Consider the following 728-nt stretch of genomic DNA (forward strand, 5'->3'; position numbering starts at 1 on the left):
GAATGGATCTGAAACCGTCTGTTGGCCCGACTATCAGCCCCTAGTTTTTGGCTTACAATATCCAAGAGAGACAACCAGAAAGCGGATTAGTCAACGCTTAGCAAGCCGATTAGACGAAGGCATGCTTGATGAGGTAAAACAACTTTTGGAACAGGGCGTTTCTCACACATCCCTTGAACACTATGGCTTAGAATATCGCTACCTCAGCCTGTTCCTGAGAGGGGAGCTAGATTACAACGACATGTTCCAAAAGCTGCGAAGCGCCATTCATCAATTTGCCAAACAACAAGAAAAATGGTTCCGCAACATTGAGAAGAAAGGGGTAAGTATCCACTGGCTAAATACCCAAGATGACTTCGCTGCAGAGTGTGCCAACCATATATCGCGCTATTTAGAGCGCGCAGGGCATACGCATCAGTAAGTTCTATACATATCCGGCCAGTGACTACACGCTGTAGAAAAAAGTGCGTAAGCTTGCAGGCCGAGTAGCTTTAACAAATTAAGTTCTTCACGCTAACCGTTTTCAACCTTTGAGCCGAGCACGTTATGCCTGCATTAAACAGCCCTTATCAGATCAACAATAAAACCGAAGTAAAAAATCGCCTCTTCAAATCAGCAATGAGCGAACAACTCGGCGACAAACAACACAACCCAGATTTGCGCTTAGAGCGTTTGTACGCAAAATGGGCTGAGGGTGGTACAGGTTTGCTTGTAACAGGCAATGTTAT

At 45.3% G+C, this 728-nt stretch carries 1 protein-coding gene and 1 pseudogene; both read left to right on the top strand.

Features of this window, described 5'->3' with window-relative positions; genetic code table 11:
• The coding region (locus A3750_RS01310) for a tRNA dimethylallyltransferase (protein ID WP_304440156.1) at nt 1-421 on the top strand (421 nt) is incomplete at its 5' end.
• A 125-nt stretch (nt 422-546) separates the two neighbouring features.
• Nucleotides 547-728: pseudogene (locus A3750_RS01315) on the top strand (NADH oxidase); the annotation flags it as partial.

This window comes from Oleiphilus sp. HI0079 (genome assembly GCF_001635105.1).